The following is a 25,236-nucleotide window of genomic DNA, read 5'->3' as shown; positions in this document are numbered from 1 at the left end:
GAACGTGGCGTCTGATTGATACGCTGTCGTCGTATTTCCCCAATCCATAATTTTATAATGGATGTTTGTTAGCTATTTACATACTTCCTATGGCAGGGGTAATATGGATCGTGGCGCTGGTGCTCGGAACGTTCACGGTGGCGTACCTGGGATACGGACGCTACCTGTCGCAGTTCGTCGAACTCGACGACAGTCGCGAGACGCCAGCCCACAAATACCAGGACGGGCAGGAGTACGTACCGGCAAAGAAACCAGTATTGCTCGGACATCACTATTCGTCGATCGCGGGTGGCGCCCCGATCGTCGGTCCGATCACGGCCGCGTTCATCTGGGGATGGGTGCCGGCCGTGCTGTGGGTCGCGATCGGTAACCCGCTTTTGGGCGCGGTTCACGACTTCACCTCGCTGTCCAGCAGCCTGCGACACGAGGGGAAGTCGATCGGCTACATCATCGGCGAGTACGTCGGCGACAGGGGCAAGAACATGCTGCTGTGGTTCGCGTTCCTGCTGGTCATCCTCGTGGTCGCAGTGTTCTCGCTGGTCATCGCGGTCGTATTCGACGCGTACCCGGCGGCGGCGACAGCCGGGATCATTTACATCGCCCTGGCGCTTGTGTTCGGCGTCTGGCTGTATCAGTTGAACCTGTCGTTCGCCATCGGGACCGTGATCTTCGTCGCCGGCGTCTTCGCGGCGGTGTTCATCGGGATCGAATACCCGGTCGCCTTCGTCGGCGACCACGCCGCCGGAACGATCGTGGTGTTCGGCGAGACAGCACCCGGCTTCATTCCGGAACTGCTCGGCAGCGCGAACATCGGTGCGTGGGTGATAACAATGCTCGTGTACGGCGGTGCTGCAAGCGTCCTCCCGGTATGGATTCTGCTCCAGCCGCGTGACTACCTGTCGTCGTTCCTGCTGTACACCGGGGTCGGGGGAACGATCCTCGCCGTGATCGTCGGAACGTTCATCACCGGGATGACCGCGACACACCCCGAAACCGGGGGCGAGCTCACGTTCACGATCGTGCAGGACGCCTGGTACGGGTTCTTCGGCGGCGGGAGCCCGTTCGCGGGTGACCTTCCGTTGATGCCGCTGTTCCCGCTGCTGTTCGTTACGATCGCCTGTGGGACGATCAGCGGCTTCCACTCGCTCGTGTCCTCGGGGACGACCGCGAAACAGCTCGACAAGGAAACGGACGCTCGGCTAATCGGCTACGGCGGCATGCTCGGCGAGGGGCTGTTGGCCGCGGTTGCGCTTTCCGCCGTCGCGGTTGTCGCGATTCCGGCCGGCACCGGCGGGATCGGGCTCGCCTTGCCGAACTTCGCGCTCGGCGGTGGCGCGATCCTCACTGCGCTGGGCGTCCCCTTCGCGGTCGGCGAGGTGTTCATGGCTCTCGTCTTGTCCGCGTTCCTGTTGACGAGTATGGACACTGCTGTCCGTCTGGGTCGATACATGATCGAAGAGGTCATCGGAACCCCCGAGACCTCGGTCCAGGAGGCGGGAGCGAACCGCTACGTCAACACGTCGGTCATCGTCGTCGTGGCGTTCTTCCTGCTCGGCAGCGGCCGGTGGGAGGACCTCTGGACTTTGTTCGGAGGCGCAAACCAGTTGCTGGCCGCGATGGCACTGCTCACAGTGACGGTGTGGCTCGCGAACTGGGACGACACCAAGCAACTGATCTCCACGGGCGTCCCGATGGCGTTGATGGTGATTATTACCATCGCCGGTCTGACGTGGGTGTCGATGTATCAGGTTCTCGGGGGACGGCTCCTGGGAATCACCACGCCCGCAGAGACTGAACTCCTCGCGCAGATCTCGGCGGTTGTCCAGGTCCTCATCGCACTGACGCTCATCGGACTGGCGGTGAGCCTGGTGTGGATCGGATACGGCAACATCAAGGCGGTGCGTGGAATAGGCGAGGAACCAGCCGTTGCCGACGGCGGTGAGCCCGACGCAGACGCGCCCGACGACGACTAAGGGACGCGTTTTTTAATCGGTTTCCGATGGTGCCTCAGAACTCGAGCCGTCGAGAGATCAGTCCGAGCAACCCAGGTTCCTCTTTCTCGATCGGGTCCCAGGTCCGGAACGCCTCCTCGACGTCGGCGCCGTCGTTCGCGACGAGTTCCTTCCGGTCGGGGGCAACGACCACGACGTTGATCTCGTAATGGCCGTAGTAGCCGTATTTTAACAGCGTCCGCTCGTCGAGGTTCTCCACCCGAGACCGGACGGAATCGAGGATTTCAGGGACGACCAGTACGAACGTGAAGTCCGTCGAGTAGTGTTCCTCGTCTGCGTCGATCAGTTCGTCTGCCAGGCCGTGACCGAGTTCCACGAGCCGGTCGATCTCCCGTTCGGTCGCCCGATCAGTTCGGCGGACGTACAGGTGCTCGTGTGACACGTGGTGGGCGAACGACAGTGCCGGATGGAAGAAGTGTTTCTCGCTGTGGAGCTCCATGTGGCCGTACAGGTCGAACCGCTCGCCGTCGACCTGGTGCGCTTTTTTCAGGTCGTAGTTGAACAGGAGCCGGCCGCTGACCGTCTCGAGATAGTCGTCGTCCCAGACGGGGACCTCCGACGGTTTTCCGTCTGCCTCCTCCCGCTCTGTACGTGTTGTTCCTGTCCCGGTCGGCCTGTCGACAGCGTCGTCAGGTTCGTCGTCCGCGTCGACGGCAGGTTCGTCGTCCGCGTCGACGGCAGGTTCGTCGTCGCTGTCGATTTCCCAGTCGTCCGTTTCGCTCATGGTTCGTACTCGTGGGCGTCGTCGACTGCCGGGGCCCCAACTGCAAGCAGGCGGACAGGGGCATCGGCGCCGGCCGGGTTGTACGCCCGGTGAGGGCTCTCGGGTTCGACTACGAACGCTTGCCCCGCTTCGACCTCGAACGTCTCCTCGGGCGTCTCCACCGAGAGGGTTCCCTCGAGGACGTACAGGATTTCCTCCTGTTCGTCGTGATAGTGGTACACGTAGGGCACCTGTTCCCCCGGGGCGACCCCGTAGACGTGGACTCCGACCTGGTCGAGTTCGGCCGCGTCACTTATCGATCGCTTTTCTGACGGACGATCGGGTTCCGGATCGACGACGTCGGGATCGACGACGTGGTATTCCATGTACACACACGTGCGGCCGCCGCGCTAAATAGTTCTCGTCGCCACCGGCAAGGTTTAACCGTCCTTCCTCCCAATAGTGTGTGAGTGAGACACATGGGAGGCAAACGAACCGAGGCGTGCGGCCGATGCAGCGTTTCGACGGTCGTCGACGCGTCCGACGCCGAGGACGGGGACACGGGTGGCAGGAACCCGTTCGACGGCTCCAGGATCGAGCTCGACGAGGACGAACTCCGTTCGGTCGTCCGTCACGAAGTGTTCTTCTCTCGACTCCGCCGCCGACTCGACGAGTGGGCCACACGGGTTACGTTTGGTCGGTGACTCGCGTTCGGGGACGGTCAAACCGACTGTTTTTAACAGACGGGGCGTGCAGACACGCTCACCGACATGATCGCCTCCGGGCCGGATCTGCTTCGACTGGTCGTCGTCCCCGTGTTCGCGTGGGCGGCCTACCGGGACGTCCGGACCCGCCGCCTTCCGAACCGGCTGTGGCCGCCGCTGATCGCGCTGGGGTTGCTCGCGCTCGCGTGGGAGTCGTGGACCCGGCTTCCGCTTGCGGGCGTCAACGATCGACTGTTCCTCGTGCAGGTCGCGATCAGCCTGTTTTTCGTCGCGCCGCTGGGCTATCTGTTCTGGCGGATCGGCGGTTTCGGCGGTGCCGACGCGAAGGCGCTGATCTCGCTTGCGGTGGTGTATCCGACGTATCCGGCCTACTGGCTCCCGGTGGCGTGGCTCCCGACGCTCCCGGTCGTGATGTCGAACGTCGGGGTCTTCTCGCTCACCATCCTCACCAACACCGTGCTGGTCGGACTGGCGTATCCGATCGCGCTTGCGCTCGGAAACCTTCTGTCGGGACGGATCTCCCCGGTGATGTTTCTCGCCCGGCCGGTTCCCGTTGAGTCGGTGATCACGCGCCACGGCCGACTGTTCGAGACCCGGAGCGGCTACACGAGGGGGGGTCTGGACCTCGATGCGCTTCGAATGTATCTCCGCTGGCGCGGCCTCTCCTTCGAGGAACTCGTCGACCGACCCGAAGAGCTTCGGGAGCCGGAAAGCGTCGGGGAGACGTACGACCCGACCGACGGCGCGGTCTCCGCCCGGTCGACGGACGGACCGGCCGTCACTGACGGCGGACGTTCCGCCGGCGCGGAGGCGGGCGACGACTGGGCGGCACAGCGGTTCCGCGAGGAGGTCGGCCCGGCGTACGGAACCACGCCCGAATCGCTTCGGGAAGGGATCGAGACGCTGATCGAACGCGACCGGGTGTGGGTCTCGCCCGGACTCCCGTTCGTCGTCCCGATGTTCGTCGGCCTCGTCGTCGCCGTCGTCTACGGCGACCTGCTCTTCGCGGCGATGCGTCTCCTCGGACTGGTCTGATTTGGCTGCCGGTACGCGTTGGATCCAGAGAACCGAGTTCTTTCGCTTCCCGACAGGTTTAACCCGCGTAATCGACCACTTTCAGGTGAATGACCTCCACCCGGGACGCAGTTTTGCGGGTCGATCTCACGACCGGAACGGTACGACGGGAGACAGTCCCGGAACGCTGGCGACGCGACTTTCTCGGCGGCAAAGGGCTCGGCGCGCGCTACCTCTACGAGGAGCTTTCCGCGGGTGTGGATCCGTGGGGTTGTGAGAACCTCCTCGGCTTCTTCGTCGGTCCGCTGTCGGGATATCTCCCGGGCGAATCGCGGTATGCGGCCGTGACGAAATCTCCGCTCACCGGCGCGTTTCTCGACTCCTACAGCGGCGGCGAGTTCGCAGCACGGCTTTCGGGATCGCTCGATGACGCCCTCGGGTTGATCGTCGTCGGCACCGCCGACGAGCCGGTCCGGATCGAACTCTCCGGCGGGGAGGCGACGGTTTCGCCGGCGGAGACCTGGGGCGCGGACGCGGCAACGACCGCCGCGGCGTTCCCCGACGCGGCGGTTGCGTGCGTCGGCCCGGCCGGCGAATCGGGCGTCGAGTACGCGACGATCGCCTCCGACGGCGGCGAGCACCACGCCGGCCGCGGCGGCGCGGGGGCGGTGATGGGCGCAAAGCGACTGAAGGCGATCGTCGCCCGCGATGGGCCGCCGGAGCTCCCGCCGAGCGTCGAGACGCTCCACGAGAAGTACGCCGATGCCTACGAGGACCACGACGTCGGCCGCTGGCAGGCCGCAGGCGAAACCCTCGAGAGCATCGACTTCGCGAATGAGGTCGGCGTGCTGCCCACCGAGGGGTGGAAACGAAGCCGGTTCGACGGTGCCGACGAGATCGGGATCGAACGGGCACGCGAGCGATCGACCGGCAGGGAACGACCCGACGACGCCGTCCCCGGCGGGTTCCGGATCGATACCGAGGAGGGCGAGACGGTCCCCCGAGGGGCGACGCCGATGACGCTGGGGGCCGGCCTCGGGATCGACGAGTTCGACGCCGTCGCGGCCCTGGGGGGTGTCTGTGACCGGCTCGGCGTCGACGTGATCTCCGCGGGAAACGCCGTCGCGTGGGCGGTCCGTGCCGGCGAGAAGGGGCTCGTTGACGTCGACCTCGTGTTCGGCGACGAGGAGGGGATCCGCCGGCTGATCGAAGCGATCGCTTACGGGACCGAAGACGCGCCGGGGCGCTCCGAGGAAGCGTCGCCGCCCTGGCCGCCCGAACTCCCCGCGCTCCTGGGTGATGGCGTCGATACAGCTGCGGAGGCGTATGGCGGCGACGACCTCATCCCGACCGTGAAGTCGATGGAGCTGCCCTCCTACGATCCGCGGGGCGCAGCCGGGATGGCGCTCGCGTACGCCACGAGCGACCGGGGCGGCTGTCACCGCCGGGCCCGTCCGATCGAAACGGAAGTGTTCGCCGCCGACCGGTGGGGGACGGCCGACCGCGCCCGTGCGGTCGCAGTGGCACAGGACGTCCGGTCCGTGCTGTGGAGCCTGGTGGCCGACGACTTCGCCGGCGAGACGATGTGGGGCGACCTCGGCGCCGAGTGGCTCGAGGCGATCGGCCTGGAGTACACGCCCGCGGAACTCGCCGGGATCGGCGAACGGGTCTGGACGCTCGTTCGGCTGTTCAACGTCCGGGAGGGGTTCGACCGGGAGGACGACGAACTCCCGACTGTGCTCACCTCGCCCATCGACGACGGTCCCGCCGCCGGAGAGTCGATCGACCCCGGGGAGTTCGACCGGATGCTCGAGGCGTACTACGCGATGCGGGAGTGGGGTAAGAACGGCCGTCCCACTCGCGCCTGCCTGGAGCGACTGGATCTCCTCGACGTCGTCGACGAGGCGACGCCGCTGGACGACCCGTGGACGGATCCGCCGGTCGACCCCGAACATTTCGGCGCAGCCGAGCGACTCGGACGGACGGTGGAGTGAGTACTCCTCTCCTCGATACTGCTACTCCTGGTCACCGTAGCCGACGCTCCGTGCGTCCGACCGGGCCCGCTGTGCGGCGGCATCGAGATCGAACAGTTCCTCGTCGGCGACGACGTCTCCGTCCCTGATCACCGGTTCGAGGAGCGGTTCCGCGTCAACGGGGGCGTCCCGCGACGCGAGTCCGACGTGGTGGCCGCCGTCGTCGGTCCTGTAGGCCTGTTTCGCTCCGGAGAGTTTCCCCCGTTTGGCCGCGGGCTCGCCCTCCACTTCGACGATGTCGAGTGCGAAGTCGACCGGATCCGCGTTCGACACGTACCCGCCGACGCCGAACCCGTCGGCGACATCCCGAAGCCCCCGGAGGGCGTCCGGGCCGAGCCCGCCGCTGAGGAACATCTCGATGTCCTCGTGACCGCGGGCGGAAAGCTCCCACTGCACCTCCCGGACGATGTGTTTGAAGTCTCCCCGTCGCGAGCCGGTGGTGTCGAGGCGAACGCCGGCCAGTCGGTCGCCCAGCGCCTCCACGGCGCGGAGACTCTCGTCGACCTCGTCGGTGTAGGTGTCACACAGGGCGATCCGGGGAACCGACTCCGGCACCGCCTCGTCGAACGCCCGCCAGGCGTCCTCCTGGTTGCCCTCCCCGAAACAAATCACCAGCGCGTGTGGCATCGTTCCGCTTGCCTCCCGGCCGATCACCTCCCCGGCGGCGACGTGGGAGATGCCGTCGAGTCCGCCAACCAGCGCCGACCGCTCGATCATCGCCGCGATCGAGGGGTGAACGTGGCGGGCGCCAAAGGAGAGCACCGTCGTGTCGGGGGCGGCGACGCGGCAGTCCAGCGCGGCGGTCGCGACGCCGGAGGCGTGGGAGAGAAAGCCCAGAAGCGACGTCTCCAGCTCCGCGAACTCCAGGTACGGACCCTCGATCCGCAGGACGGGCCCGCCGTCGAACAGCCGTCCCTCGGGGATCGCATCGACGTCGACGTCGCGTCCCTCCAGAAGCGCCGTCGCGTCCTTCAGGCCGGCGAACAGCTCGAACTCGCCCGAGGGAAACTGGTCGGCGGTGACTTCGGCGGTGACGGTCGGGTTCCGCCCGGCGTGGTCGAGTGCGGCCGCCGTTCGTTCGAAGTACGCGTCCGTCGCCCGTCCCTCGTGGATCGCGGACGGGGAGACGATGTCGAAATCCATGCCTGGACTTTTCCGGCGGGAACAAAAAACCATCCGGCCGCGGGTCACGGCCGGGCCGCGGCGGCTGTTCCTCCCGGGCTACCGGCGCCGGCCGACACGCAGCAGCGCGATCGTCGCGAGCAGGGCGGCGACGGCGATTCCGGCGCCGAACCCGGGCGTCTCGAGGTCGATCGACCCGTCATCGTCGGGGGCGTCGGGGGCGTCGGGCTCGGTCGGTGTCTCGATCTCGCCCGGGTCGTCCGGCTCGGTCGTCGCGTCATCGCGGATCTCCGCTGCGAGATCGGGTCTGATGTCCGAGACGGCACCGGTCGTGGGTCCGTGGACGATCGTCACTCGGGTGTCCTCGGTCGAGACGAGGTACGCCCCGCGGAACGGCCCGTCGTCGACCACGTGGTAACCGTCGTCGGTCCGGACGTCGTGGGCCTCGAGCATCGCGCCGTAGGCGTCACTGAACTGCTGGGCGTCGGTTGCGGTCTCCCACTCGGTCACCCAGACGTAGCCGTCCTGGTCGTCGCCGCGCCTGTACGGGTACAGTTCGTCGTTCGCCCATCCGGAGGAGGGCTCCGAGACGTAGTTGTACGTCTCGTGGGGGTGGTCGGCCTGCGTGAACTCCCGCCAGTCGATCGTGTCGGCCTCGTAAAACCGCGCCTGATACCAGAACATCGCGTAGATCGACGCCTCACCGACCGTGTCGGCCCCCTCGACACCCTGGTCGGGGTAGTGTTCCCACCCACTTTCTGCGGTGTGTTCGTAGTCGATCGGGGTCGGTTCGCGGTCGGTGCGGTGGATCACCTGGGTCGTCGACTTCGGCGGCTCCTCCATGCGTTCGGTGATTCCCTCCCAGCCGTCCTCCTCGACGATGTCGGCAGCGTATCCAGGCCCGTCCGAATACGGCTGGAACACCGTCAGGAAGATCCCCAGGTTCGGATCCGGTCCGTCGTCGTCAGTTCTGTCAGTGGGGGGCGTCTCGACACACTCCCATTCGCCGGACTCACAGCGCTCTTCGTAGACGTGTTCCATGTAGACGACTTCACCCTCGACGATGCCGTCGATCGCGAGATCGGCGTCCTGGGTGGCGCCGCGGTACGTCGGATCGGAGAGGTTGTGGTACTGATCCTGCATCGCGTGGCCGAGTTCGTGAAGCAGCGTGGAGTTGTCGATCACCGGGTTGTCACCGTCGTCAGTCACGATGACGACCCGATCCTCCGCAGGGGAATAGAAACCGGCGACTGCACCGGAGAAGACGGTGTCAATCTCCTCTTCGGAAGACTCGTCTTCGCCCACGATGAACAGGCCCTTCCACACCTGGTCGTTCCAGCGGTTGAACTCCTCGTCGCTCTCGCGGTCCTCCCGCATCTCGCGGAACTCTTCGCGGGTCATCACGTCGACGGGAACGTCAGCGCGGAACTTCTGGTCGCGGATCTGCTCGACCCGGGCCATCTTGCGGTAGACGTACGCCTCGAGCTCCTCGTCGGTGAGGCCGTCGGCCTGATCGATGTCGATGGAGTCGTTGTACCAGTAGCCGTTGACCTTCCCGATCGGTTCGTCGCCGAACTCGTCTTCGTCGGTTTCGTTGTCGGCGTCATCGGTATCGAAGGTCGACACGGGCGCACCCGACGCCTCCACGTGATCGTTCGTCGACGATGCTGTCGCGACATCGTCGACAGTCCCTGGAGGGGCGGCGGCAGCTACGGGTGCGAACATCGCCGTCACCATCAGCAGGGCCACCGCGAGGGTGAGAACCCGTCCCATAGGATATCGTCGAACTGCAGCCCTATTACGTTTCTGCAGGACCGACCCAATCGTCGGGAGTCGGTTCGTCCCCTGGTCGGGATTCGGTTCGTCCCCTGGTCGGCGACGAGGCGTCACAGCCGGTCGCGACCCAGAATGAGGTACAGTACCAGCCCCAAAATCGGGGCGAGGAACACCACGATCGCCCAGAGGAACGCCGGGTGGGTACTGTTCTTCTGGGCGTCGGTGTAGGTCCACCAGATAATCGCGATCGTCACGGCGAGTATCAGGAGGAAAAACACCATTGCTCCGGCTGCGCCTGACTGTAACAGTATGCTGGAGGGCATACGTCCCTGGTTGGGTTGCACTGTAAAATCTTTTCTGCCTCGCTGAGACCGTTCAACGGTATATCAGGGGTGAGGAAGAGTTGAAGAGGGGATGGCGGCGATCACCCCCGAACGCTTAATTACGATCGCGGAGGAATTCGCTGTCGAGCCGAGGTCAGAGAGTCCATGATCGTCCGATCCCTCTCGGGCCGGGACGATGCGAGAGGCCTGCTCCGGGTCAACGCCCTGTCCTGGCGGGAAGCGTACGCGGATCTGCTACCCGAGGAGGTCCTGGAGAGCTATCAGCATCCGAACCCCTCCGAAGATGACGTCGACCGGCTGTTCCAGGGGCTCCCCGAAGAGGGTGTCGTGCTGGTCGCCGTCGAGGGGGGATCGGTTCGCGGATTCGCGGACTTTCGGTGGGATGACGAGTCGATAAAGGCGTTCGTCGGACCGGAGGAGGCCGGCCTGCGAGCGATCTACGTTCACCCGGACGACTGGGGAGACGGCATCGGGACGATGCTTCTCGTGGAGGGACTGTCGCGGCTGCCGAATTGGGTGCAGGCAGTGCGACTCGAAGTGCTGGCGGACAACGAGCAGGCCCGAGGCTTTTATAAATCACGGAGATTCGAACGGACCGGCGCCACCACCCACGAGATCGGCGACACCGAATATCCGACTGTGATATACACCCGAACGCTGTAGCCTCCCGAGAAACAGGGAAAGCCGTAAGTTCTCGACGCTCGGAGTTGCGGGCATGAAAACGTCGTCCAGTGGGGGGAGACCATGAGCGTCGGAGCGGTCAGCTCCGACCGTCAGCTCGCACGCCTGCTCCAGTTGGGGATCGTGCTGGAGGAGGTCGTCGAGGCCCGGGCGTACCACCACTACCGAAGCCTCGACGCCGAACTTGACGAGGAGGTGGAAGCTCTCCTGGAGGACGCCGCCGAAGAGTCGGCCGAACACCGGGATCGCCTCGAGGAACTCGTCGAGCAGCTCGGCGTCGAGAGCGTTCCGTTCGAGGAGGTCGAATCGCTGGTGGAAGCGCAGTACGGAAAGACGAAACCGGAGGACTTCGACGGCGTCCTGTACGACCAACTGTGCAACGAGGAGACCGCCTACAAGTTCTACGACGATCTCATCGCAGCCATCGAGGACAGCGACGCGCACTTTTCAGTGGATCGGGAGACGCTGCTCGAGACGCTGCGGGAGATCCAGGCGGAGGAGGCCGAGGGCGTCGAGGAAGTGACAGAACTGATGGAGCGATCCGGAAGCGGGGGGAGTCTGGAGGCATGAACACGGCAGACCAGTATCTCAAGGCGATCTATCTCATTCAATCAGGGGCGGACGGACCCGCCTCGACGGGGGAGATCGCCGAACGGCTGTCGGTGAGCCCCGCCAGCGCGAACGAGATGATCGGCAAACTCGAAGAGCGCGGGTTCGCGGAACACGAGAAGTACAAGGGCGTGCACCTCACCGACGAGGGCATCGGCCGCGCCCGGGACGCCCTGCAGACGTACTGCATCATCGAGCGGTTCCTGGCGAACGTCCTCGGCGTCGAGGAGTTCCAGTTCGAGGCCCGAGAGATGGAGTCGGTGATCGACGAGACAGTCGCCGAACGGATCGACACCATCATCGATCGCAATCCCGAGTGTCCGGACTGTTTCGATCCCGAGACCGACGCGTGTTCGTGTCTCGACGCCGGCGAGATCGCGGATTGAAAAGTGGCCGGACCGTCGTTGATCCGAACCGCAACTGTTTGGTATCCCAAGCGGTAATACCCGAGTGCAGTCCCGTGGTGTAGTGGCCAATCATAGCGGCCTTTGGAGCCGTTGACGGCGGTTCGAATCCGCCCGGGACTATATTGCGCGAGCGAAGCGAGCGCTATTCGTTTTCACGCGGATTCGAACCAGGGAGCGGGAGGTGAGCGAGCGAAGCGAGCGAACGGGAGCGAGTGAGGGTCGAATCCGCCCGGGACTACTTAAAATCCACCCCTAATTCATCCCGGTCGTGATCGTGCCGACTGCCTCGAGATCCCGGCTCACAAAAATGGGAGTGCCACTGCCAGGGAACGACAGCGGAGGTCGTATCGAGCATGCCGGTACCCGACGACCACCCCTCGGTCCAGAGGGGAAATCGAGTGTACAGCCTCCCGCAGGTTGTCGGTTGTGGCTCAAATATAGGGATATTATGGGATCCAGAACTCGACGAGGATCGCAGCGGACTGCTCGTCCATCGGTCAGTTGGACTGCCCCTTCGCCGACAGCACGGAGTAACGGCGATGAGACGTTGGACCGTGGTCGCCCCCGAAAAAGAGAGACGACATCGTCAACGGCCTCTTCGAGCAGTTCGAGCAGTTCGAGTTGGGTGGTGAACTTCCACCTGTAGTTTCGGACATCATCCGTCCCGACCAGATAAATCCACTCGAAAGGATCGACCCGGTGAGACGAGTATTCGCCCCTCTGGCCCGCCTCACCGGATGAGCGTCACGGGAACGCTGACCCGCCTCGCCACCACCTCGGTGACGCTCCCGAACAGCGACCGTTCTTTTTCGGTTCGTCCATGCGCCCCGAGGACGACGTGATCGACGTCTTCTTCCTCCGTGTAGTCGACGATGATCCGTTTCGGGTCGCCGATCTCCGAGGTCGTCTCGACCTCGCGATCGTAATCCGCAGCAACCGAATCAACCTCCCTAAACAGCTGTTCGGTGACCTCGTCGGCCCGTTCGTACCACTCGTCGGTCCCCATCAACGGCTCGTAGGAACTCTCGAATTCGGGCGCGGTGCCGTAGCCCGGTTCGAACAGGTCGACGACGTGCAACACGGTGATCGACGCGTCCGGAAACGTCGTCAGCGCGTGCCGCAGCGCCTCGACCGACAGCGGCGAGCCGTCCATCGGGACGAGAATATTATCGGTCATAGTGGTTTTCCGCTACTGAAACATTCCCGACGTCTGTGGCTGCTGTTCCTGCTGCTGTTGTTGATACTGCTGGAGTTGCTGTGCGATCTGCTGTTTCTGCCGCTGGATTTCCTCGGCCTGCTCGAGCAGTTCCTGGGTGTCGATGTCGAAGTCGACGAGCGGTTCGAGGGCGTTCTCGACCACCTCACGGGCGGCCCCCGGGTCCGGGATGTACGGGTGCGACCGGACGACGAGCACGGACGCCGGGATGTCGTTGTGATAGCAGGAAGCCAACAGTCCACCCGTTATGCCGCCGATCACGCCGGCCCCCTCGGCCAGCGGGATCCCCGCGTCCACGAGATCCGTCTCCAACTCGTCGGTCGTCGCGACGCCCACGATCTCTCCGATTTCCGTTTCCGTCTCGGCGGGAGCGCCCGCGAGAAACACCGCCTTCTCGAAGTCTTCGGCCAGATCGGTCAACACACACTTGCTCAAGCATTCGACGGCGTTCGGCGGGATCGGCACGTCGCTTTGCAGCGTCATCACGTCCGGATCTTTCCCGGCGTACACCCGCACTGTGTCACGGACACGGCCGTCGTTGAACGACGCGACCGGCGGGAACTCGTCCGACCTGATGGTTCCGTGCTGTTCGAGTTCGAGCTGTTTCGTGATCTGATCGACCGCGATCGACGCGACCAGTCCCAGTCCGGGCAGCCCCTCGATGAGTGTCGGCGAGTCGGTGGCCAGTTCCTTCGTCCGATCGTAGTGCGCCGTTGAGTCGTCCCCTGTCATAGTTTCCTCACAGGGAGACGGTTCGCACAGCGAGGCTTAATCACCGCCGATAATTGTCATCGAACGAGAAAAACAGGGTCGGAGCTTCCGCTCGCTTTTTAGTTATCTACTCGTCTTCTGTGTCGTCTTCGTCGTCATCGTTCTCCTCGTCGTCTTCGTCAGCATCATCCTCGGCGTGTGGTCCGCCCGCGTGGTCAGGGGGGACCGGCGTGAGCCGGCGGACCGCGCACGTCGTCAGTTCCGTTTTTGGCTTCGCTCTTATCACCAGGGCCAGCGTGGTCCGGGGGACCCTGACCGTTGGATTCGTTCTTGGCGTCGCCGTCAGCACCGGGTCCAGCGTGTTCCGGGGGACCCTGGCCGTCGGATTCGTTTTTGGCGTCGCCGTCAGCACCGGGTCCAGCGTGGTCCGGGGGACCGGCCTGAGCCGGCGGGCCAGCGTGAGCGGGAGCGTTACCCGGGTTGTTCTTCGTCACCCAGTTCGCCACGTGGTGGCCGAACGGGTGCTCGTCATCCTCGATTGTATCCATGTATCCCTGGAGCTGCTGACCGAACGGCAGAGACGGATCGCCCTCGTAGGCCTCGAGCGTCACAATCGTCGAGGCAGTGCGATCCTCGTGCGTGGCCGTGACCTCGACTTCCACCGTCTCGTAGGGTGCCGGCAGCACGACGGTACCGTCCTCGTCGGTTTCGTATTCGCCCACACCGTCGTAGGTGACGTTCTCGTCCTCGTCGACGAGGGTGACGTTCACCGTGGCGTTCTCGACGGCGGTCCCGTTGTCGGTGACGGTCACGATGGCGTCCTCACCGGGGTCCTGGTCGACGTTCACCTGGAATCCAGGCGCGGCCTCGAGGGTCGTCGAAACCGACGTGGTTTCGTTCTCGTAGTCAACCGTCACGGTGACGTTCACCTCTTCGTCAGGTGCCGACAGTTCGACGATTCCGTCTTCGTTAGTTTGGTAGTCGCCAGCGTCGGCGTAGGTTGCGTCCTCGTCATCGACGGTGACGTTCACCTGTGCGTTCTCGACCGACGTGTTGTTGTGCGTTACCTCGACGGTGACCTCTGCGGTGGCGTCGTTCTGGGCGACGTCCACCTGGAGGCCGCCATCTGTGCCTGCGACGGCCGCCGACGCGCCGCCGGCGATCACGACGAAGGCGAGTGCGAGGGAAAGCAGCGTTTTCGAATTCATGCTCGCTTCAGTAATATACCCCTCCCTACATTAATCGGGACGACCGTCAGTGCGGTTTACCGCCGAGTTAACCCGAATTAACTGTCCGAAACCCCGTGTTCAACAGTGAGATTTGGGATTTTCCGGCACCGAAACCACCGGCCCTCGGTGTGATCTCTCCAGCCGAACGATCCGGGAGGCAGGGAAGCTGTACGGCTTCAGATCTCCGACGTCGCGATCCGGGGCGAGCCCCGAGGCGTACACCGCGCGGACGACCGGCTCGTGGTCCCCGTAGCCGGTGTTCGTCGGATACTCGGCCACGATCCGCCCCTCGTCGGTCTCGACGGCGTCCGCCCGGTCGGTCGTGACCGCGACGACGACCAGCAACGAGCCGGTTTCCCGGTCGCGGACGACCTCGCCGACTGCGGGTCGGTGTTCCTCACACAGATACGATCCCGACTCGCAGCGAGGGACGAACAGCTCCCGACCGCAGACCGCACAGGCGCCCAGCCGTTCTTCGGGGGCGGGGACGGATTCGGCGGCGATCTCGAAGGCGACGCGCCGGAGGTGTTTGCAGTACTCCCTGCGGATGGCGTGATCCGGGCAGGTACAGGACGCGTCGTCGATGTCCACGACGTACGTCCCCCCGTCCGTTTCGACCACGTACCGGCCGTCCCGGAGCGGCCGAACCGTCATCTCCTCGGTCAACGCCCGGTGAGTGCGTCCCGAAACGCCGGACGTACGCGTGGCTGTTTCGGAAACAGTTTCCCCTGTTTCGGGCGTTTCGGGTGTCTCGGTCGACTCCGCCGTTTCGGGTGTCGTCATCGTTTCTCCCGGGGACTCACCCCGACTTCGGCTGGAACTACGCACCCGCCAAACGTGAACGTTCGGGCCGAAAGCGCCGCGTTGGTCGTGTTCTGCGGCCGATTCCCGTCTGCGGACATTCGACGGCCTTTTGTGAAGTGCGGGGATACCGCTGGGTATGGAAATCGACGAGGAGGTGCGTCGGAAGACGATCGTTTCGATCTCCGCTGTCGCCGTGTTTCTCGCTGCGCTGGTCGGGGTCGGGATCTTTTACGACGGCGGCGACTCGCTGCCGGAAGCCGGCGCGATGGCTATCGTCGGCCTGCTCGTGGCGTTCGTCTTCCTGATGGCCGCGGTCGGCTTTTACCTCGATCGCACCAAGTGAGCGACTCGGGAGGCGTCCGTCAGAGGGCTCCCGGATTCCACGTGTCACGCGTTCGTCGTCGCCCGCCAGTCCGTGATCGCGTCCGAGTCGACCTCTTCGACCCGCGTTTCGTAGTACGCGAGCGGATGGGAGGCCACCTTCCAGTGGTCGTCCTCGTTGTGACAGATCCCGTACGCCGACAGCGTCTCGCAGGACGGCGGCGGATACTGCGATCCCGATTCGTCGCGGAGATACTCCAACTGGTAGCGGAGCGTCTCGACCTCCAGGGAGGTGTCGGCACAGAAGGCGACGATCTCGTCTGCGGACATCCCGATCCCGGCCAGGAACGCCATCAGCGAGAACCCCTCGACGGAAGACAGTTCCGTTCCCCGCTCGGCCTTGTCGATCAGGTTTCGCAGACACGGCGGGAACAGTTCCGGTGCGACGACGTCGATGTCGTGGACCCGCGTCCGGTCGGACAACAGGCCCCGAAGATCCGTCACCTGGGGTTCGAGTTCTGCCCCGAGTCCTTCTTCCCGTGGGAGGTCGAACGGAAGCCCCGCGGCGATCCGGTCGCGGATCGCCGTCTCCAGCAGTTCGAACAGATCCGCCCCGGTAATTCTTACCTCGCCCTCGTCGAGTTCGCGCGCGACGAGTCGCCACTCGCGACCCCAGCTGGACGACGACAGCGACAGGTACGCGCCGACGTCGATCCGATACCACTGTTCGCCGTGTCCCTGGTGGGACCGATCGTCGGGCTGTACGTCGTCTGCAAGGTCGAACTCCGCCAGCACGTCGTCGAGATCCAGATTCGTCGTCTGGGTCGACCGGAGGTCGTCTTCCCGCGCGACGTCCTCGCGGATCCGTTCGATCGCGGTCGACGCCTCGGCTGCGGCGTACTTGTCGATCGCGGCAGTGGAGTCCAGAAGCGACACCAGGATCCGTGCGATCGGATACGAAAGCAGTTCCGTTTCCGGATCGACGTCGTCGGTCTCCGGGCGGACGGTTCCTTCGAGCAGGGCTCGCTGGACGCGCTCGCGTCCTCGCTCGACGGCGGGCGCGCCACGGGAAACCAGTTCCGGAAGGGAGATCTCGGCCGTTTCGACGGCTGTCCGGGCCGACTCGAAGAACGGATACCGTGCGTCCAGCGGGTTCATCACCGAATGTGGCCTTCCTCGCGGAGCTGGTCGGCCTCGGACTTCTCGTATCGCCAGGTCACGTCCGCCTTTTCGTCCTGCCAGTCCCACGGCTCGACGAGGACAATGTCGCCCTCCCGGATCCAGATCCGCTTTTGCATCCGGCCCGGGATGCGTGCCGTCCGCTCGACCCCGTCGGCACAGCGTACTCTCACGCGATTCGCTCCGAGCATGTTGGTGACCTCCGCGAACACCTCGTCGTCGTCCGGCATCCGGAGGTCGCGTCGCCCCTCGTTTTCGCCCATGTTGGCTGATGGTTGGTGCCCGAACAATTAAATGGCATGGGCTTCGGTTCGACTGGCCTGTCGACCTGGCCGACGCAGCGTCCGCGGTTGCGTCGAAACCGGACTACGTTCGCGGTTGCGTCGACATCGGAACCGTTACCAGTCCGCCGGTTGCATCCCGGCGTATGCTCGATACGCTCGGAATTGAAGGACTCCTCGGGGTCGTTTTGATCGTCCTCTCGATCGTGCTGTTGACCTGGCACGACCCGATCGTCGGCGCCGCCGTGATGATACTCGTCGCGGGGTTCGCGCTGGTCGCCAAAGGGATTGCAGACAGCGTGATGCGGCTCTTCGGTATGAAGTGAACTCGACGGAACTCGGCTCGACTGCGTCGGCCCCAGCTAGGCCGAATCGACCGACAGCGTCACCGCGATCTCGGTTTCGTTTTCGATGTTCTCGCTCACGGGACAGCGCCGTTCGATCTCGGCAAGCCACTCCTCGAGGGTCTCCCGGTCGGCGTCGGCCTCGACGTCGATCGTCACGTCGAAGCCCTGAAAGCCGGCCCGGGCGTCGACGTCCTCGCCCAGGTAGACTCGGGAATCGTAGCTCGCTTCAACGGACACCTCGAGGCTCTCGATCTCGATGTCCCAGTCGCGTGCCACCTGGCTTCCCGTCGAGTTGACACAGGCCGCATAGGCGCCCAGCAGGTGATGCAGCGGGCTCCCGTCGGTCCCGATCGTGAACGTCGATTCGCCGGTGTCGATCGTCATTCGCTTGGGACTGATCCGGGTTCCAGTAACCGTCTTCGTCGACAGTTCCACGTCGGAATTGTCCTCTGTTGTCATCAACGCACATTACAGCTTGCGACCGCATATATCCTCTGGTGTCTGCCGCCGGTTGACTCAGTATGAGGCGCTGTCCGCCGAGCGACGCTCCGCGGGACTTTGGAAACCGGTTTATCGCCCCGGGGAGATAGGCCCGATATGATCGTTCCCGGCTCCAGGTCACAGGCGCTTTCGGCGGCGCTCGCGGCGGAGACTGGACTCCCGCTCGCGACGCCCACGTACGACAGATTTCCGGACGGCGAGACGCTCGCAAGCGTTCCAGCGTTCGAGGCCGACCACGCAGTCGTCGTCGCCGCGACCCCCAGCAACGACGCCTACGTCGAACTCCTCCAGCTCCAGGACGCCGTTCGGGAGGCCGGCGCGGAGTCGGTGACGACGGTCCTGCCGTACATGGGATACACCAGACAGGACAGGGCGTTCAAACACGGCCAACCCGTGTCCGCCCGGGCGATGGCCAGGGCGGTCTCGACGGGAACAGACCGGGTCGGGGTCGTCAACCCCCACGAATCCGGGATTACGGAGTTCTTCGACGTCCCCTGCGAGTCGATTGACGCGGCCGACAGGCTGGCCGAACCGCTGCCGGACGAGTTCGATGAACCGCTGTTTCTTGCCCCGGACGAGGGCGCCGTCGAGCTGATCGACAGCGTCCGAGACGGCTACGGCCGCGGGGAGACTGACTACTTCGAGAAAACCAGGGACCGCGACACCGGCGACGTGGAGATCACCCCGAGCGACGCGCAGATCGCCGACCGGGACGTCGTCGTCGCCGACGACATCATCGCCACCGGATCGACGATGAGCGACGCCGTCGATGTGCTCTTAGAGCGGGGGGCCGCCCGGGTGTTCGTCGCGTGCGTCCACCCACTGCTCGTCGGCAATGCCTTTATAAAACTCTCCGGATCCGGGATCGATGGCGTCTACGGAACGGACACGCTCGAGCGGTCGATTTCGTCGGTTACGGTCGCGCCAGCGATCGCCGAAGCCGTCGAACTCGGGGAATGACCTGCGAGAGGCCGAGCGCGTACACGCCGAAGTACAGCGCAACCACCCCGGCCGCGAACAGCCAGACGGCGACCTCGAACTGACCGGCCGAAATCGCTCCAACGGCGAGCGATTCGAGGTAAATCCCCACCGCGGAGATGACGCCGGCACCGATCGTCACTAGAACGAGTTCGACTATTTCCGCGAGGTGTGTTGTGATCGTTTCGTCCATGACGCCGGTAGACGAGAGTCGACTGTACGTCTTTCGCTTTTCGGCCCCCGTCCGGCGACAGAAGTTTCAAGCCCGTTCCGGGAGACTGAACGACCATGAGCGAGGAAACCATCTTCGACAAGATCGTCGCCGGCGAGATCCCGGCCCGTACCGTCCACGAGACCGACACGACCCTCGCGTTCCTCGATGCGAATCCTCTCGCGCCTGGGCACACGCTCGTCATCCCGAAGGAGGGGTACGAGCGCGTTCGCGATCTCCCGGCGTCGCTTTCGGCGGACCTGTTTGCCGCCGTCCACGAGCTCACTCCCCGGATCGAAGCGGCCGTCGACGCCGACGCCATCACAATCGGGATCAACGACGGTCCCGCAGCAGGCCAGGAGATCCCCCACGTTCACGTCCACATCGTCCCCCGGTTCGAGGGCGACGGCGGCGGCCCGATCCACGGCGTTGCCGGCAGCCCTCCCGACCTCGCCGACGAGGAACTGGACGACATCGCGGCGTCGATTCGGGACGACTGAGCCGGGATGTTCGGCTCGCTCGGCTACGTCGTCTTCGTCGCGCTCGCGTTCCTGCTGGCGACGACGCTCGGACCGCTGTACGTCAACGTCCGACTGCGTCGCACACGGGAACCGACCGACACAGAGCAGTCACGACTGGAGCACTACTGTGAGACGACGTCGCTGTCCCCCGATCGGACGTACGTCGTCGAGACGGTCGGCGAGGCGTCAGTCGACGTCAAGGCCGTCGGAATCCCGGGCTATCGGGTGTTGCTCGTCACCGATTACGCGCTGGAGTCGCTCGACGACGAGGTGTTGATCGGATTGCTCGCTGCCGAGGGCGGCCGGACTGTGACGTATTACGCCGAGTTCCGCGCTGTCGCCGTGACGGTCGTGATCACGCTGCTCGTTTTGACGTTCGCGGGCTTTCTTTCCTTCGACGTCGGGTTTCTCCTCATCGGCGTCGGTGCGCTCGTCGCCTTCGCGGCGGGACGCCGGATCCAGTACCGGGCCGACGCAATCGCCGCCCGGCAGGTCGGCGCCGAGCTGGTCGCCGACGCGTTCCAAGCCGTCGCGGACGTCCGCGGCGTCGAACCGAAAACCGGCTCCTGGCGGACGCTGTTCGAGATCCAACCGCCGCTGGGGGATCGCATCGCCAGGCTCCGGGGTGGGCAGTCGTGAAGCGCCGGTGCCTGACGAACGTGTCTTAATAGGGCATCACTGTATGTACTATCTTCGCCGAGATGGTCCCTTTAATTATAAAGATTATAAAAAGAACCGGGATTTTCCCCTCGAAAGGCAGATATAGTATTGTACTATATTCACACTTTAGTAACAACCCTTTTCCGTATTCGTCCCTTATTGAAAATATGAACGAACACGAACAATCGAACACGGATCTCGCGATCCACGATCGGCTGTGAGCCGTGAGGCTGGCTCGCCGATCGGTCGACGCCGGGCGCTCCAGATCGGCGCGGGGGCGGCGGGCGTGGCGGGACTGGGTGCCGTCGGCGTTGCGCTTCGCAGCGACGGTGACGCCGGGACCGTTTCGGCGTATCCGGAGCCGGAGTACGGCGATCCCGACCGCACGTACCGCCTGACTGCAAGCGAACACGAAATCGACATCGCCGGCGGCGACAGCTACGACGGCTGGACGTACAACGGTGCGTATCCCGGTCCCGAAATACGGGCAGTTGAGGGCGAACGCGTCCGTGTGGTCGTCGAAAACGACCTCCCCGAGGAGACGACTGTCCACTGGCACGGCATGACCGTCCGCGGCGACAACGCGATGGACGGCGTCCCGGGCGTCACCCAGGAAGCGATCGCCCCTGGTGATGAGTTCGTCTACGAGTTCGACGCCGAACCGGCCGGGACCCACTGGTATCACAGTCACGTCGGACTCCAACTGGATCGAGAGCTGCTCGGCCCGCTCGTGGTCGAGGAACGGAACCCGCACGTGGAGTACGACGCCGAGCACACGCTGATCCTCGACGAATACCTTCCCGAGGAGCCGCGGGTCGAAACCGCGGACGGGATGGACGGAATGGGGGGTATGGGTGGAATGGAGGGCTCGTTCCCGGGTGCTCCGCCGGCGAGTGGAACGCTCGTCAACGGCGCGCTCCCGAGCGATCCCGCGGAGTTCGAAATCACCGAGGGCGAACGCGTCAGGCTTCGGCTCATCAATGCGGCGGCGGCGACGATGTATGCCGTCGGCATCGACGACCACAGACTGACGGTGACTCACGCCGACGGACCGGCAGTCGACCCCGTGACCGTCGACACCCTCGAGATCGGGATGGGCGAACGCTACGACATCGTCGTCGAGGGCGACTCGCCCGGTCGGTGGCCGATCCGGATCGCGCCGGTCGATTCGGTCGCGCCCGCCGGTCGTGCGGTCCTCGCATACGAGGACGCGACTGACGGCATCGACGAGGGTGCAATCGGCGGCCACCGGCTCCAGTACGCCGACCTCCGGTCGCTGGCGCCGGCTCCGGGCGTTGGAGGGTCACCCGACCGCACCATCGACCTCGAACTCTCGGCGGGCGGGGCGATGGGGATGATGGGCGGTTCCGGCGACGACGGCGAGTGGACGATAAACGGTCAGGCGTTCCCGGACGCGGATCCGATCCGAATCCAGGAGGGCGAACACGTCCGGGTCCGGGTGCGAAACCGGAGCCCGATGCGTCACCCGATGCACCTCCACGGCCACCACTTCCAGGCCGGCGACGTCGTCAAGGACACCATCACGGTTCCCGGACACATGGGCCAGGTCGAGTTCGACTTCGTCGCCGACAACTCGGGCAAGTGGCTGTTCCACTGCCATCACCTCTACCACATGGAGACGGGAATGGTGCGGATTGTGGAATACGTGTAAGGGTATTGGTCGAGTAGTCTCGGTTTTGGGCGCTGAAGAGATAGCGCGTCGCGGACTCTTATAAGACGTTTATATCGCAGCCTCGCAGTAAGCTCACTCGACCGCGTCGGGGTCGTTGGCGGACCCGCAGTCGTCGCAGGTTTGTCGGTCCGGAGACGACGACGTACGGAGGGCTCGAACACCGAGGACGACGAATCCGAGGAGGGCAAGTGTCGCGCCGATAGCCATCCCGCTGAGATCGAGCGACAGATATTCGAAGACGATGGCCACGAACAGTATCGCCAGCCCCGTCACGACGAGCGTATTTCCGAGATTCATGGGCAGGTGAACGGATCCCTCAAAAATCATTGTTTTGTTGGCTCAAACGACGATTGGACGTATTACGGCTCGCTGGCTCGTGGTTTCGTTGGTCGCCACTGCTGTGGCGCGGCGAAGGTGGGTATAGTAGAAGAGATACGTGATTGAATACATTACTATCGGCAATCAGTTCTGAGGTGTAAATTCAGATAGTAACTACTGATGTTATATTTTAGTTGATATGATGTGTAGAGCGGGCGAACACATCATTGGGGATTTTGGATCGCGCAAATTGGTCTTGGGCTACTATAGTTAAGTCACACCCCGGGAATCAAGCCCATCTTATCAACACTTCGTCAGAATCTCGCTGAAAGATGCAGGTCCCGCATCTATTACGTTATTTTTAGAGATCATTGGAGAACTGAGATATTAAAACCCAATTATGGGTCACTTTGTCCCTCAATGTATCATTGGTAGATTCTGAAGAATTAGTTGACCGTTTGAGTCGATTTGGGACCTCCAATATATCGGAAATACCGAGGTAGTGATGCCAGGTCGACAGACCAGCGGCGAGCACAAGGGAACACACTACCTCGGCGATTAAATATCATTTCTTCTGGGCATTATGGTTTATGGAATGTCATTTCTTTTTCCGGATTATACTCCCGAATTTAAATAATTAAACATTAACGGAGGATTGATTTCCTTGATCGTATTCTGAATTTTCCGGGACATATCGTCGATGGACTCATACACACGATTCTTGATTTTCTGATTCGTCTGCGGAGGTGGTGGGTCCCTCGTGATTGTCGATAGATTCACTCTCACCAGTTGATTGATTCTCCGAGGAATCCGTTGGAGACATCCTACTCGTCGTCTTCGTAGCTTACGGTGATCCCCTGGGCGGCAGGCCGGAGCAGATACTCGTCGGTCTGTCCCCGCCGGACTGGGGTGAAGTCAGCCACGAAGGTGGTTCGGGTATTTTCCATGCCTTCTATAGGCTCGTTGAAGGTCAGCGGGATCTCTCCCGGCACCTCGACGACAGCGGATTCACCATCGGTGAGCGTGACGTTGATTTCGTCGATATCCAACGGAAGGAATTCGTACTCGTCCAGGAACTGGAACTGGTACAGGGAGTGGCTGCGAAACGGTCATCACCGCACGGTGATACCGTCGATCCGATCGACGCATTCTCGCGGGCGGTTCATGACGCCGGTGGTACGCTGTTTGTAAGCGCCGTCACTACGGCCGCCGGGCTCGGCGTGTTGCTTTTCACGTTCCTCCCGTCGCTCCAGCGGTTCGGCCTCGTGATGATCCTGGTGGTCGGGTACGCGTTCCTCGCGTCGGTGTTCCTGCTCCCGAGCCTGCTCGTTTTGCACTCTCGGTATCGGTGAGAACTGGTGATCGGTGAGAACGGGAAGCCAGCGTAAGCCGAACTATCGCGTTTCGGCGTCGGCTTCCGACGTCGACTCCTCGGAGTCAGACTGCATGTTCTCACGAACGTCGTCTACGGCGATTTCGTCGACCGTCCGATCGAACAGCGTCAGCCAGGCGTCGACGGTCTTCCGGTCGTCGGTGGCGGCTGCCTGTCGCAACGCCGTCGTCTTCGGGTGAAGGAGCTTGTTGACGAGTGCTTCCGAGAAGTCACGCATCGCCGCCTCTTGCTCGGCGGTGAGCTGTTCGCTTTCAGCGTCGAGCCGATCGAGCGCCCGTTCGAACTCTGCCTCCCGGCGTTCGTGGGCCCGCGAGTAGATCTGTGACAGCGTGTCGTCGACCTCCTCGGCTCGCAACTGCTCTGCCAGTCGGGCCCGCTCTTCGGCGATGATCCCCTCGACTGCGGGGATCGACGCTTCGCGGCGCTTAAGCTCCTCGTTTCGAACCGACAGCACTTCATCGATCGTGACCAGTTCCACGTCCTCCAGGTCGTCCACTCCCGGATCGACGTCGCGTGGGTTCGCCAGGTCGAACACGATCAGTTCGTGGCCGACCAGGTCCGCGATCGAAAGCACCCGGTCATCGGAACCCGTGGCGGTGACGACGAGATCCGCCTCAGAGAGGTGACCGTCGGCAAGTTCATCGAGTTCGATGGCGTCGCCGCCGGCCACCTCGGCGAGTTCTTCGGCGTTCGAAAGCGTGCGGTTGGCGACAGTGAGACTGACGTTGCTCTCCAAGTCGGTCTCGGTGTCGTCCCCCGAGATCCGGTGGGCGAGCGACTTGACGACGAGTTCTGCGACCTCTCCGGCGCCCACGACGAGGACAGTCACCGCTTTGAGTTCGTCGACGGCATCCAGTTTCGGAAGCTCTTCGCGTGCGCGGTCCAGGGTGACGCTGCCCAGCGACACCCGGCCCTCGTTGATCCGGGTTTCGGTGCGGGCGCGTTCGCCCACTCGCAGCGCTTTCAAGGCGATCGTATCCAGTGTGCCACCGAGCGCGTCGGCATCGCTCGCGCGCTTGTACGCCCCGCGCAACTGGCCGAGGATCTCGTCCTCCCCGAGGACGCCGCTTTCGAGTCCACAGGCCACCCGAAGGAGGTGCTCGACGACGGCGTCACCCGCGAGCAACCGATCGGAGTCGTGAGAAACGTCCACGCCGATTTTCTGACCGAGCCCTTTCAAAACGTCCTTTGCGTCCGGACCGTGGAGATAAATCTCGTATCGCTGGCAGGTGCGCAACACGAGCGCTTCCTCGATTCCCGCCTTTCCGAGCAGGAACGACCGAACCGACGACTCCTCGTGACTGCAGGCGATCTCGAACCGGTCGAAACCGTCTTCCTCGAGCGTGAATCGGAGTCCGGCGACGTCGTCGTACATTGATATAGTGTTTCGGTTTGGTGGGTCGGTGGAGTCGAGTGATGAGGCGTGGAGCAGCCGTCCGGAATCGCT

General features: G+C 63.8%; 30 protein-coding genes and 1 tRNA gene. 15 read left to right on the top strand and 16 right to left on the bottom strand.

Going from position 1 to position 25,236, the window contains the following annotated elements; genetic code table 11:
• Positions 1–89 precede the first annotated feature (89 nt).
• Positions 90–1,973 (top strand): carbon starvation CstA family protein, encoded by a 1,884-nt coding sequence (locus AArcSl_RS16040; protein WP_119821403.1) that lies wholly within the window; start codon positions 90–92, stop codon positions 1,971–1,973.
• A gap of 34 nt (positions 1,974–2,007) precedes the next feature.
• Here AArcSl_RS16040 and AArcSl_RS16035 read toward each other — a convergent pair whose 3' ends face one another.
• Positions 2,008–2,736 (bottom strand): hypothetical protein, encoded by a 729-nt coding sequence (locus AArcSl_RS16035; RefSeq protein ID WP_217563473.1) that lies wholly within the window; start codon positions 2,734–2,736, stop codon positions 2,008–2,010.
• Positions 2,733–3,101, bottom strand: coding sequence for a cupin domain-containing protein (locus AArcSl_RS16030; protein WP_119821401.1), 369 nt, complete (start codon positions 3,099–3,101; stop codon positions 2,733–2,735). The genes AArcSl_RS16035 and AArcSl_RS16030 overlap by 4 nt, the downstream gene beginning before the upstream one ends.
• Positions 3,102–3,194: 93 nt before the next feature.
• On the opposite strand from AArcSl_RS16030, the gene AArcSl_RS16025 reads away from it, so the two are divergent.
• The 3 genes from AArcSl_RS16025 (at position 3,195) to AArcSl_RS16015 (ending at position 6,448) form a co-directional block, all read left to right on the top strand.
• Entirely contained in the window at positions 3,195–3,419 is a 225-nt protein-coding gene (locus AArcSl_RS16025; RefSeq protein ID WP_119822049.1) for a hypothetical protein, read from the top strand.
• A gap of 66 nt (positions 3,420–3,485) precedes the next feature.
• On the top strand, positions 3,486–4,475 hold the full coding sequence (locus tag AArcSl_RS16020; protein ID WP_119821399.1) for an A24 family peptidase: 990 nt from the start codon (positions 3,486–3,488) through the stop codon (positions 4,473–4,475).
• Between the two features lie 89 nt (positions 4,476–4,564).
• Positions 4,565–6,448, top strand: a complete 1,884-nt coding sequence (locus tag AArcSl_RS16015) for an aldehyde ferredoxin oxidoreductase family protein (RefSeq protein WP_119821396.1) — start codon at positions 4,565–4,567, stop codon at positions 6,446–6,448.
• Positions 6,449–6,469: 21 nt separating this feature from the next.
• Here the strand turns inward: AArcSl_RS16015 and AArcSl_RS16010 are convergent, their stop codons facing one another.
• The 3 genes from AArcSl_RS16010 to AArcSl_RS16000 form a co-directional block, all read right to left on the bottom strand.
• Positions 6,470–7,630, bottom strand: a complete 1,161-nt coding sequence (locus AArcSl_RS16010) for a nicotinate phosphoribosyltransferase (protein WP_119821394.1) — start codon at positions 7,628–7,630, stop codon at positions 6,470–6,472.
• Positions 7,631–7,708: 78 nt separating this feature from the next.
• Positions 7,709–9,382 carry an Hvo_1808 family surface protein gene (locus AArcSl_RS16005; RefSeq protein ID WP_119821392.1) on the bottom strand — a complete coding sequence of 558 codons (1,674 nt, stop codon included), beginning with the start codon at positions 9,380–9,382 and terminating at the stop codon, positions 7,709–7,711.
• Between the two features lie 113 nt (positions 9,383–9,495).
• Entirely contained in the window at positions 9,496–9,708 is a 213-nt protein-coding gene (locus AArcSl_RS16000) for a PLDc N-terminal domain-containing protein (RefSeq protein ID WP_119821390.1), read from the bottom strand.
• Between the two features lie 165 nt (positions 9,709–9,873).
• On the opposite strand from AArcSl_RS16000, the gene AArcSl_RS15995 reads away from it, so the two are divergent.
• The 4 genes from AArcSl_RS15995 (at position 9,874) to AArcSl_RS15980 (ending at position 11,546) form a co-directional block, all read left to right on the top strand.
• On the top strand, positions 9,874–10,392 hold the full coding sequence (locus AArcSl_RS15995) for a GNAT family N-acetyltransferase (RefSeq protein WP_119821388.1): 519 nt from the start codon (positions 9,874–9,876) through the stop codon (positions 10,390–10,392).
• 81 nt (positions 10,393–10,473) lie between these two features.
• Complete coding sequence (locus AArcSl_RS15990) at positions 10,474–10,980, top strand: ferritin family protein (RefSeq protein ID WP_119821386.1); 507 nt, start codon at positions 10,474–10,476, stop codon at positions 10,978–10,980.
• Positions 10,977–11,405, top strand: coding sequence for a metal-dependent transcriptional regulator (locus AArcSl_RS15985; protein ID WP_119821384.1), 429 nt, complete (start codon positions 10,977–10,979; stop codon positions 11,403–11,405). The genes AArcSl_RS15990 and AArcSl_RS15985 overlap by 4 nt, the downstream gene beginning before the upstream one ends.
• A gap of 68 nt (positions 11,406–11,473) precedes the next feature.
• Positions 11,474–11,546 (top strand) — tRNA-Gln (locus AArcSl_RS15980).
• Between the two features lie 610 nt (positions 11,547–12,156).
• Here the strand turns inward: AArcSl_RS15980 and AArcSl_RS15975 are convergent.
• The 4 genes from AArcSl_RS15975 to AArcSl_RS15960 form a co-directional block, all read right to left on the bottom strand.
• On the bottom strand, positions 12,157–12,603 hold the full coding sequence (locus AArcSl_RS15975; RefSeq protein ID WP_119821382.1) for a universal stress protein: 447 nt from the start codon (positions 12,601–12,603) through the stop codon (positions 12,157–12,159).
• Between the two features lie 12 nt (positions 12,604–12,615).
• Positions 12,616–13,374: a proteasome assembly chaperone family protein gene (locus AArcSl_RS15970; protein ID WP_119821380.1), complete on the bottom strand. Its 759-nt coding sequence runs from the start codon at positions 13,372–13,374 to the stop codon at positions 12,616–12,618.
• A gap of 194 nt (positions 13,375–13,568) precedes the next feature.
• Positions 13,569–14,561, bottom strand: coding sequence for a hypothetical protein (locus tag AArcSl_RS15965; RefSeq protein ID WP_119821378.1), 993 nt, complete (start codon positions 14,559–14,561; stop codon positions 13,569–13,571).
• A gap of 99 nt (positions 14,562–14,660) precedes the next feature.
• Positions 14,661–15,365 carry an SWIM zinc finger family protein gene (locus AArcSl_RS15960; protein ID WP_245883300.1) on the bottom strand — a complete coding sequence of 235 codons (705 nt, stop codon included), beginning with the start codon at positions 15,363–15,365 and terminating at the stop codon, positions 14,661–14,663.
• Positions 15,366–15,522: 157 nt separating this feature from the next.
• On the opposite strand from AArcSl_RS15960, the gene AArcSl_RS15955 reads away from it, so the two are divergent.
• Entirely contained in the window at positions 15,523–15,729 is a 207-nt protein-coding gene (locus tag AArcSl_RS15955) for a DUF7472 family protein (RefSeq protein ID WP_119821376.1), read from the top strand.
• A gap of 44 nt (positions 15,730–15,773) precedes the next feature.
• On the opposite strand, the gene AArcSl_RS15950 is transcribed toward AArcSl_RS15955, so the two are convergent.
• The gene (locus AArcSl_RS15950; RefSeq protein ID WP_119821374.1) at positions 15,774–16,865 is read right to left on the bottom strand and encodes a DNA primase large subunit PriL; all 1,092 of its coding nucleotides are present in this window, start codon (positions 16,863–16,865) and stop codon (positions 15,774–15,776) included.
• On the bottom strand, positions 16,865–17,149 hold the full coding sequence (gene eif1A, locus AArcSl_RS15945; RefSeq protein ID WP_119821372.1) for a translation initiation factor eIF-1A: 285 nt from the start codon (positions 17,147–17,149) through the stop codon (positions 16,865–16,867). The genes AArcSl_RS15950 and eif1A overlap by 1 nt, the downstream gene beginning before the upstream one ends.
• 164 nt (positions 17,150–17,313) lie before the next feature.
• On the opposite strand from eif1A, the gene AArcSl_RS15940 reads away from it, so the two are divergent.
• Positions 17,314–17,493, top strand: a complete 180-nt coding sequence (locus AArcSl_RS15940) for a DUF7470 family protein (RefSeq protein ID WP_119821370.1) — start codon at positions 17,314–17,316, stop codon at positions 17,491–17,493.
• 36 nt (positions 17,494–17,529) lie between these two features.
• On the opposite strand, the gene AArcSl_RS15935 is transcribed toward AArcSl_RS15940, so the two are convergent.
• Positions 17,530–17,973: an OsmC family protein gene (locus AArcSl_RS15935; RefSeq protein ID WP_119821368.1), complete on the bottom strand. Its 444-nt coding sequence runs from the start codon at positions 17,971–17,973 to the stop codon at positions 17,530–17,532.
• A 138-nt stretch (positions 17,974–18,111) separates the two neighbouring features.
• On the opposite strand from AArcSl_RS15935, the gene prs reads away from it, so the two are divergent.
• On the top strand, positions 18,112–18,975 hold the full coding sequence (prs, locus tag AArcSl_RS15930; RefSeq protein WP_119821366.1) for a ribose-phosphate diphosphokinase: 864 nt from the start codon (positions 18,112–18,114) through the stop codon (positions 18,973–18,975).
• On the opposite strand, the gene AArcSl_RS15925 is transcribed toward prs, so the two are convergent.
• Positions 18,929–19,186: a hypothetical protein gene (locus AArcSl_RS15925; RefSeq protein ID WP_119821364.1), complete on the bottom strand. Its 258-nt coding sequence runs from the start codon at positions 19,184–19,186 to the stop codon at positions 18,929–18,931. The two genes, prs and AArcSl_RS15925, sit on opposite strands and share 47 nt — an antisense overlap.
• Positions 19,187–19,281: 95 nt before the next feature.
• Between AArcSl_RS15925 and AArcSl_RS15920 the strand changes: the two genes are divergently transcribed.
• The 3 genes from AArcSl_RS15920 (at position 19,282) to AArcSl_RS15910 (ending at position 22,057) form a co-directional block, all read left to right on the top strand.
• Positions 19,282–19,704, top strand: a complete 423-nt coding sequence (locus AArcSl_RS15920; RefSeq protein ID WP_119821362.1) for an HIT family protein — start codon at positions 19,282–19,284, stop codon at positions 19,702–19,704.
• 6 nt (positions 19,705–19,710) lie between these two features.
• A complete protein-coding gene (locus tag AArcSl_RS15915; RefSeq protein ID WP_119821360.1) occupies positions 19,711–20,364 on the top strand; it encodes a M48 family metalloprotease in 654 nt (217 codons plus the stop codon).
• Between the two features lie 238 nt (positions 20,365–20,602).
• A complete protein-coding gene (locus AArcSl_RS15910) occupies positions 20,603–22,057 on the top strand; it encodes a multicopper oxidase family protein (RefSeq protein ID WP_119821358.1) in 1,455 nt (484 codons plus the stop codon).
• A 93-nt stretch (positions 22,058–22,150) separates the two neighbouring features.
• Here AArcSl_RS15910 and AArcSl_RS15905 read toward each other — a convergent pair whose 3' ends face one another.
• Complete coding sequence (locus tag AArcSl_RS15905; protein WP_119821356.1) at positions 22,151–22,375, bottom strand: hypothetical protein; 225 nt, start codon at positions 22,373–22,375, stop codon at positions 22,151–22,153.
• Between the two features lie 845 nt (positions 22,376–23,220).
• On the bottom strand, positions 23,221–23,445 hold the full coding sequence (locus AArcSl_RS16935; RefSeq protein WP_161945995.1) for a DUF4382 domain-containing protein: 225 nt from the start codon (positions 23,443–23,445) through the stop codon (positions 23,221–23,223).
• 45 nt (positions 23,446–23,490) lie between these two features.
• Here AArcSl_RS16935 and AArcSl_RS16930 point away from each other — a divergent pair, with 45 nt between their 5' ends.
• Positions 23,491–23,748 (top strand): MMPL family transporter, encoded by a 258-nt coding sequence (locus AArcSl_RS16930; RefSeq protein ID WP_161945993.1) that lies wholly within the window; start codon positions 23,491–23,493, stop codon positions 23,746–23,748.
• Positions 23,749–23,790: 42 nt separating this feature from the next.
• Here AArcSl_RS16930 and hemA read toward each other — a convergent pair whose 3' ends face one another.
• Complete coding sequence (gene hemA / locus AArcSl_RS15895; protein WP_119821352.1) at positions 23,791–25,164, bottom strand: glutamyl-tRNA reductase; 1,374 nt, start codon at positions 25,162–25,164, stop codon at positions 23,791–23,793.
• Positions 25,165–25,236: the final 72 nt, after the last annotated feature.

Source organism: Halalkaliarchaeum desulfuricum (assembly GCF_002952775.1).
Classification (GTDB): Archaea; Halobacteriota; Halobacteria; order Halobacteriales; family Haloferacaceae; genus Halalkaliarchaeum; species Halalkaliarchaeum desulfuricum.
The sequence above is the reverse complement of the archived record's forward strand: the minus strand, read 5'-3'. Positions and strand labels throughout refer to the sequence as shown.

What these genes read in the sequence shown, in the direction of transcription:
- AArcSl_RS16040 (WP_119821403.1), top strand. Translation starts at nt 90, where the DNA reads ATGGCAGGGGTAATATGGATCGTGGCGCTGGTGCTCGGAACGTTCACG.
- AArcSl_RS16035 (WP_217563473.1), bottom strand. Translation starts at nt 2,736, where the DNA reads ATGAGCGAAACGGACGACTGGGAAATCGACAGCGACGACGAACCTGCC.
- AArcSl_RS16030 (WP_119821401.1), bottom strand. Translation starts at nt 3,101, where the DNA reads ATGGAATACCACGTCGTCGATCCCGACGTCGTCGATCCGGAACCCGAT.
- AArcSl_RS16025 (WP_119822049.1), top strand. Translation starts at nt 3,195, where the DNA reads ATGGGAGGCAAACGAACCGAGGCGTGCGGCCGATGCAGCGTTTCGACG.
- AArcSl_RS16020 (WP_119821399.1), top strand. Translation starts at nt 3,486, where the DNA reads ATGATCGCCTCCGGGCCGGATCTGCTTCGACTGGTCGTCGTCCCCGTG.
- AArcSl_RS16015 (WP_119821396.1), top strand. Translation starts at nt 4,565, where the DNA reads ATGACCTCCACCCGGGACGCAGTTTTGCGGGTCGATCTCACGACCGGA.
- AArcSl_RS16010 (WP_119821394.1), bottom strand. Translation starts at nt 7,630, where the DNA reads ATGGATTTCGACATCGTCTCCCCGTCCGCGATCCACGAGGGACGGGCG.
- AArcSl_RS16005 (WP_119821392.1), bottom strand. Translation starts at nt 9,382, where the DNA reads ATGGGACGGGTTCTCACCCTCGCGGTGGCCCTGCTGATGGTGACGGCG.
- AArcSl_RS16000 (WP_119821390.1), bottom strand. Translation starts at nt 9,708, where the DNA reads ATGCCCTCCAGCATACTGTTACAGTCAGGCGCAGCCGGAGCAATGGTG.
- AArcSl_RS15995 (WP_119821388.1), top strand. Translation starts at nt 9,874, where the DNA reads ATGATCGTCCGATCCCTCTCGGGCCGGGACGATGCGAGAGGCCTGCTC.
- AArcSl_RS15990 (WP_119821386.1), top strand. Translation starts at nt 10,474, where the DNA reads ATGAGCGTCGGAGCGGTCAGCTCCGACCGTCAGCTCGCACGCCTGCTC.
- AArcSl_RS15985 (WP_119821384.1), top strand. Translation starts at nt 10,977, where the DNA reads ATGAACACGGCAGACCAGTATCTCAAGGCGATCTATCTCATTCAATCA.
- AArcSl_RS15975 (WP_119821382.1), bottom strand. Translation starts at nt 12,603, where the DNA reads ATGACCGATAATATTCTCGTCCCGATGGACGGCTCGCCGCTGTCGGTC.
- AArcSl_RS15970 (WP_119821380.1), bottom strand. Translation starts at nt 13,374, where the DNA reads ATGACAGGGGACGACTCAACGGCGCACTACGATCGGACGAAGGAACTG.
- AArcSl_RS15965 (WP_119821378.1), bottom strand. Translation starts at nt 14,561, where the DNA reads ATGAATTCGAAAACGCTGCTTTCCCTCGCACTCGCCTTCGTCGTGATC.
- AArcSl_RS15960 (WP_245883300.1), bottom strand. Translation starts at nt 15,365, where the DNA reads ATGACGACACCCGAAACGGCGGAGTCGACCGAGACACCCGAAACGCCC.
- AArcSl_RS15955 (WP_119821376.1), top strand. Translation starts at nt 15,523, where the DNA reads ATGGAAATCGACGAGGAGGTGCGTCGGAAGACGATCGTTTCGATCTCC.
- AArcSl_RS15950 (WP_119821374.1), bottom strand. Translation starts at nt 16,865, where the DNA reads ATGAACCCGCTGGACGCACGGTATCCGTTCTTCGAGTCGGCCCGGACA.
- eif1A (WP_119821372.1), bottom strand. Translation starts at nt 17,149, where the DNA reads ATGGGCGAAAACGAGGGGCGACGCGACCTCCGGATGCCGGACGACGAC.
- AArcSl_RS15940 (WP_119821370.1), top strand. Translation starts at nt 17,314, where the DNA reads ATGCTCGATACGCTCGGAATTGAAGGACTCCTCGGGGTCGTTTTGATC.
- AArcSl_RS15935 (WP_119821368.1), bottom strand. Translation starts at nt 17,973, where the DNA reads ATGACAACAGAGGACAATTCCGACGTGGAACTGTCGACGAAGACGGTT.
- prs (WP_119821366.1), top strand. Translation starts at nt 18,112, where the DNA reads ATGATCGTTCCCGGCTCCAGGTCACAGGCGCTTTCGGCGGCGCTCGCG.
- AArcSl_RS15925 (WP_119821364.1), bottom strand. Translation starts at nt 19,186, where the DNA reads ATGGACGAAACGATCACAACACACCTCGCGGAAATAGTCGAACTCGTT.
- AArcSl_RS15920 (WP_119821362.1), top strand. Translation starts at nt 19,282, where the DNA reads ATGAGCGAGGAAACCATCTTCGACAAGATCGTCGCCGGCGAGATCCCG.
- AArcSl_RS15915 (WP_119821360.1), top strand. Translation starts at nt 19,711, where the DNA reads ATGTTCGGCTCGCTCGGCTACGTCGTCTTCGTCGCGCTCGCGTTCCTG.
- AArcSl_RS15905 (WP_119821356.1), bottom strand. Translation starts at nt 22,375, where the DNA reads ATGAATCTCGGAAATACGCTCGTCGTGACGGGGCTGGCGATACTGTTC.
- hemA (WP_119821352.1), bottom strand. Translation starts at nt 25,164, where the DNA reads ATGTACGACGACGTCGCCGGACTCCGATTCACGCTCGAGGAAGACGGT.